General features: G+C 37.5%; 3 protein-coding genes. All 3 read right to left on the reverse strand.

The annotated features are described in order from the left end of the window. Positions 1–129: 129 nt before the first annotated feature. On the reverse strand, positions 130–1794 hold the full coding sequence (locus AB5754_RS02270) for a formate--tetrahydrofolate ligase (RefSeq protein ID WP_368251559.1): 1665 nt from the start codon (positions 1792–1794) through the stop codon (positions 130–132). A 160-nt stretch (positions 1795–1954) separates the two neighbouring features. Beyond that, positions 1955–2362 carry an HIRAN domain-containing protein gene (locus AB5754_RS02275; RefSeq protein ID WP_311834580.1) on the reverse strand — a complete coding sequence of 136 codons (408 nt, stop codon included), beginning with the start codon at positions 2360–2362 and terminating at the stop codon, positions 1955–1957. A 117-nt stretch (positions 2363–2479) separates the two neighbouring features. Next, positions 2480–5737, reverse strand: coding sequence for a hypothetical protein (locus AB5754_RS02280; protein WP_368251560.1), 3258 nt, complete (start codon positions 5735–5737; stop codon positions 2480–2482). Positions 5738–6418: the final 681 nt, after the last annotated feature.

The raw sequence follows: 6418 nt of genomic DNA on the forward strand, positions 1-6418 counted from the left end.
CAAGCCGAAATTCTCTTTTCTAATGATAGCACAGAATCCTTTTTCAACTAGAATTTTATAACTGGGAAAACTTTTTTACAAAGCAAAAAGGACGATTAAAAACCGTCCTTTAGTACTAGTCTGTTAAATTTAGAATAAGCCTACTGCATTACCGACCTCATCTACATCCATTTTTAGCGCAGCTGGTTTTTTCGGTAATCCCGGCATCGTCATGACATCCCCAGTTAGTGCCACAATAAAGCCGGCCCCTAATTTAGGCACCAATTCTCGAATAGTAATTACAAAATCATTAGGAGCACCCAATGCAGTGGGGTCATCAGAGAAAGAATACTGGGTTTTTGCCATACATACCGGCAAATGATCCCAACCTTCTTTAGCAAATGTTCGCAATTGGGTCTGAGCTTTCTTCTCAAAATGAACCTCCGCTCCGTGGTAAATTTTTTGAACGACTTGACGGATTTTTGATTCTAAACTATCACTCATTTGATATAACGTTTGGAAATCGTGCTCTTGCGCTGCTGCGTTAATCACGGCTTTCGCCAATTCTTCTCCTCCAGCTCCCCCATTTGCCCATACGGAAGCACGTTTGACAACGACCCCTTGGTCCTCGCACAAATTTTCCAATTGAGCAAATTCAGCTTCGGTATCTGTGACGAATTCATTAATGGCAACTACTACAGGTACACCATAACCTTGCATATTTTCAATATGACGCTTCAAGTTTTGATAACCAGTTTTCACGGCTGCTACATTTTCTTCTGCCAGCTGATCTTTGGCAACTCCTCCGTGCATCTTTAAAGCCCGAATAGTTGCCACTATCACTACTACGTCTGGGGCTTTTCCAAGATGGGGTACTTTGATATCCAAAAACTTCTCTGCGCCCAAATCAGCACCAAAGCCCGCTTCAGTAACAGCATAATCCCCTAACTGCAAGGCCAAGCGAGAAGCCATAATGGAATTACAACCATGGGCGATATTAGCAAATGGGCCACCATGAACAAAGGCTGGTGTTCCCTCAATTGTCTGGACCAAATTAGGTTTTAAAGCATCCTTTAATAATAAAGCCAAAGCACCTTGAACTTGCAAATCCCGAACATAGACTGGTTCTCGATTAAAAGTATAGCCCACAACAATATTGCCTAAACGTTCTTTAAGATTGTCAATATCTGTAGCCAAGCACAAAATTGCCATAATTTCACTAGCTACTGTAATATCAAATCCATCTTGCCGGGGAACTCCTTGAATTGGTCCTCCTAAACCAACGATCACTTGACGTAATTCCCGATCGTTTAAATCTACCACCCGTTTCCAAATAATTCTCCGGGCATCGATATTTAGTTCATTGCCTTGATGAATATGATTGTCCAAAAGAGCTGCTAAGGCGTTATTAGCAGTGGTAATCGCATGCATATCGCCGGTAAAGTGCAAGTTAATATCTTCCATTGGCAACACTTGTGCGTAGCCGCCTCCAGTAGCCCCCCCTTTAATCCCCATAACGGGACCTAAAGAGGGTTCTCGCAAGGCAATTACCGTTTGTTTGCCAATTCGGTTTAAAGCATCTGCCAAACCGATAGTAATAGTAGATTTTCCTTCACCTGCTGGCGTAGGATTAATGGAAGTTACTAAAACCAATTTCCCGAATTCTTTTTTAGCTAAATCTTGAATTTTTGCCATTTCAATTTTAGCTTTGTATTTACCATATAGTTCTAAATCATCTGCGACTAACCCGACCTTAGCAGCAACCTCCGTGATTGGTTTTATCGTTGCTTGTTGTGCAATTTCAATGTCTGTCATTTCCCCAAACCCCTTTAAAATTCCCCATACCTATTTCGAATTGATAGCTAGCAATTTCCGAACATTAATTGATAATAGAGATATATTTGTTAAGTTATCTCTATTATAACGATTTCTTTGAAAAAAACCATGATTTTCAGATTGTTTTTTCAAAATTCTTTTAATTAACTGCTGAACTTTCATTTTTACTAGTCCGCACATCTTTTATTTTTACTACTACCCGAAATTGCCGTTCCGGGTGATTTTCCAAATTTGCCATTTGAATTTTCGCTTCAAAAAGCTCGTGATGGCCAAAGTATAAGAATGTACTGAATAAAGTGTTTTTCCCTTGTGGAATGTAGCCAAGCTTGCTTTGTCCATAATAAATGGCCACAGCTTCAGGATCATGGGGATTGTCCGGTTCTACTACTAGATTCACCCTTTGCCCCAATTTCAACTCTTCAATTACATCTAGCCCATCGTAGTAGGCGAATCCCGCAATATGAAAATCCATAAAATGACGACTAGGTTCATAGCGCTGTTTTCGTAATCCAGCAAAAAAATTGTTTTCTTCATACTCTTCTTTCATTCTTATCCCCTCCAGTTTTCGCTAATTCTATTGTCCCAAGAGAAGTTATTTTTGTCAATTTCACGTCAAAAAAGCTAATCCCTTCTCCCAAAAGTTGGGTAGGAATTAGCTAATCTTTTATTTTGAATCAGTCAAGCAACTTAAGTAGTAGCATCCCACTAATAGAGCAACCACGCCTAAACCAAGATACGAATACTGTTTACCTGTACCACCGGTTTTCGGTAACGTCTGGACTAAAGTTTGCTGGATTCTTAATTGGAGGTGATTAGCCTCTTCTTGTTTTAATGAAAGCTGATACTGCCCATCAGGAATTTTCTCATTCCCGTAGTACAACTGGACATTTCCTGTTTCATCAATCATGACTTTAAATATGCTATTTAATCTAAGATATCCTCTAGGAGCTGAAACTTGTTTCATAAAATAGACTTTTCCTGGTTGCAGCAAATCTGCTCCTTCCCCATTAAATATTACCTGTCCTTCTTGATCACTAATTCCACTAGCGTAAATAGGAGCATGGTTGTTTAAAGCTGGATCCTGCTCAAAAAGAGCAAATTCAGAACCGCTTATCGCTACCATTTGTTTATTCTGAACTAATAAAGTAAACAAAAAGGGTTTCAGTCTATTTTCAATTGGCGGTAATAAAATAAGAAGTTCTTTTTCACTTACCACAGGTTCAAGTATTTGTGATTGATAACTAATATGACCACTAGGAGTAATTTCTAGCTCTCCAAGAATATCACTACTTGTCACAGGCTGAAATCCAGAAGCTGATTGTTTCTCCAATAATTGATAGGAATCTGCTTTGATTCCTGTTAATTCGTGAATCCCTTTGTCATTTATTGATTCAATGAGTGACAAACTTAACTCCGATGTTTTTGAATATAGTAGATATTGCGCTCCTGTTAGCCACTTAGTTCCAGAGATATTTTCTACTTTAAGACACACTGGTTTTAGCTCTTTTTCTATTACTAGAAGTGGCGTCTTGGCGACATATATCTCGCCAGTATTCGTTATTTGAATTGGTAATGGCTCCAATGGTTTAAATAGCTCTGAGCTCTGAACTTCTTTTAACCAATAGATTCCCGGCCTAACATCCACAAAAGAAAAATACCCTTCTTCCGTGGAAATATTCGATTCATAAAGAGGTTCCTCTGCTTGCAACTCTTGAAATATGCCAAATTGAGCCTTTGATAAACCACTATTCGTATCTTTTATTTGCAATTTTAATTCCAGATTCACCTGGGATAGTTTAGTATCTCTGATTGCAGGTATTGGATAATAATAACGCTCCTCATTTGGTCCTGCTCTGTTATTTATCAAGCATGTTGGTTTACTAGTTGGATAGAATTTTCCATCTTGATAGGCTTCTTTTAATGAAATCTCATAGGTTAGACGAAAGCCCAATCGGCCTTGTGGTACTTTTCCTAGACTTATATTTTCCAACAAAATTTCTTCATCCTTTACCACTGGCTGAAAATTGAATTCAGGAATTTGAATATCAGTAAATAAAATATTTTCTTCATCAATGAGAACCGGCGTAATGCTAACCGATTCCTGATGCAAGGAAATAAAAGGACTCATGGGAACCTGTAAATTGGCTTTTTGAATTGTAGTGGTTTTTGCTTCTTGCGCTATTGAATCAACTACATGAGGTATTTCACCCATTACATAACAGCCCTCAGATCCTAAACTTGCCACCAAAGCGTCTGATTGCTCATTTTCATGAAAACCAAACGAATACCATTTCACATTAGGGTTTTGATTTTTCCGAATTTCAAGAAAGTCTTGTGTTGCTTCCATCTCCTCTGAAGTAGACACTTGACCGTTTCCAATAAAACGATTTGATTCTTCAATATGTAAAGATTTATACGATGATAATTCTGGATTAAAAGAAAGCTTTTTTAAAGATTCTACAACAGATAATAACGCTCCGTTTTGTTCGTAGTAATCCATTGTAGGCGCTAAATTGGGAGAGCCATTGGTTATAGAACAAACAATTTTAGCAGCATTTTTACGATTCGAACTTGTCTCAGGTCTGTTTAGCAGGTAAAGCGCCGCATCTATTGCTAAAAAAGTAGGTGTTCCTAGAGACTCAGCCGGATTTGCTGACAAAACAGTCCGATCCAAAATACGCTTCGTATTATTTGAAAAGAAATCATCATGAGTGTAGTTTTCAATGTTTCCTTTCAACTCGTCTTTCATGGGACGATGATTCATAATTGTCAAATTAACGGTAGGTTCTTCTTCGCTTTCTACAAAAAAATCAACAATTCCCACATGCACATCAAGCCCAGTGTTCATCATAGACTCCACAAATTCTCTAACCTTCACTTTCAATTGTTTCCAATAGCTTTGGTCGTTTTCCTGAGTTTGCATATTTGCGGATCGATCTAACAACAAAACGATGTCAAGAGGAGTTGACTCTACTTCATCACCTATAGTATCTAGGGTAACTTGGAATCTTTTTGGGTTGTCTTCAAGCAACTTGACTGACTTTTTTGTATGAATGCCACTGTCAAACTCGTGATAACCTGTATCAAAGCCAGAGTAAGCAGAGTTGGCTAACGTATAACGATCAATCAAATCAGATTCACTTTTTCGGCTGTAATCGTAATTTTTTATGTATTCATTTTCCACCAAGCCACCGCCTAAAAACTGCTGAGTATTATGAGTAGGAAATCTACTGTGATCATCAATTACAGTATAGGCAAAAGGGTCTGTAGTTAGCTGATTTGATGCAATCTTTTCAAATTGCTCACCAAATACAACTGATTCGCTCTTTGGAAGCTCTTCTATAACTGCTGTTTGCAAATTTGTTTTCGTTGACATCTCGTTATTTTCAGAAACAGAATTCTCCCTAGTTTTTGAAGTTGTATTTGTTTTTACCACTAACTCATAAGGGCCACCTGCTTCATTTAGCACATTCTTTTCCACTAGTTGACTTTCATCAACGGATACTATTCGATCCATTTGAAAAGAAACAATCAAAGAATTTTCAGTTGCTGGCGTTGTTAGTTGAACAATTCCCTGTCCATCAGTCGAGAAGTCATCCTGTTCCCACCATCCAGTTTCTGTTTCTCTATGCCAGTTAGTCTGACTATCGTGAATTTGAGAATTTTGATTCGAAATATGCATTTTGAGAACTTGTTGACTACCTTCAGGAGCTTGGCTCACATATCTAAAAAACCAGGTAATTAGCTTATTACCATGATTAATCTCTTGAAAACTAGTGATTGTTAAACCTTCACTACTCAAAAGAAGTTCTTCTTTAATTGTATCAGCCTCTGCAAAACAAAAAGGAAGCACGGTAGACAGATATGAAACAAGCAGGAGTATCAATAAAGCAATTCGAATAAAACAGTTGCGTATTTTCATTATCTAGCCTCCTATCTTTAAGTAAACTCTTGGCTAACATTCCAAAATATAATTTCTATTTAATTGTATCTGGAAAATATTGAGTAGGCAAATTCAGCTGCTAAGTGCTACGTCAGCAATTGGATATCGCAATTCTGTCTTTTTAATTTATTTTATCCCCTTTATTATCATTTATTTCATTTTTCTAATGTATTTTAATCTATGGCTATTTAACTCTAAAAATCAATATTAGAAAATAAAATTCTTGATATTGACTGAGATCCCGCAAACTTTGTTCTGTGATAATCGGTTGTCCTATAATTAAGCTTCCAAAACCATACGACCATAACTAAAGCTTCCTTATCAAGAAGTACCAACTTCCCCCCATACTCAAACAAAGAATTAGAGAAAAAGAAATAAGGAGAATTGTTGCTGGCTTTTGTGCATTCCCTCATATTTGAAAATGTATTTTAATCCAATTAAAATCTTTGTGCACTCCTTTAATAATAGAAAAAGGGAATATCAAGGTCTTTCCTAAAGTACGATTTGACCAAAACTATACCAATTGACAAAGAGCACATTCGAGTACACAAAAAAAACCGCTATGATAACATAACGGTCAAACGCGTGGCGACGTCCTACTCTCACAAAGGGAAACCCTTCACTACAATCGGCGCTAAGAAGCTTAACTTCTGTGTTCGG

The sequence above is a fragment of the Enterococcus sp. 2201sp1_2201st1_C11_2201SCRN_220225 genome (assembly GCF_040925905.1).
Lineage (GTDB): Bacteria > Bacillota > Bacilli > Lactobacillales > Enterococcaceae > Enterococcus_C > Enterococcus_C asini_A.

What these genes read in the sequence shown, in the direction of transcription:
- AB5754_RS02270 (WP_368251559.1), bottom strand. Translation starts at nt 1,794, where the DNA reads ATGACAGACATTGAAATTGCACAACAAGCAACGATAAAACCAATCACG.
- AB5754_RS02275 (WP_311834580.1), bottom strand. Translation starts at nt 2,362, where the DNA reads ATGAAAGAAGAGTATGAAGAAAACAATTTTTTTGCTGGATTACGAAAA.
- AB5754_RS02280 (WP_368251560.1), bottom strand. Translation starts at nt 5,737, where the DNA reads ATGAAAATACGCAACTGTTTTATTCGAATTGCTTTATTGATACTCCTG.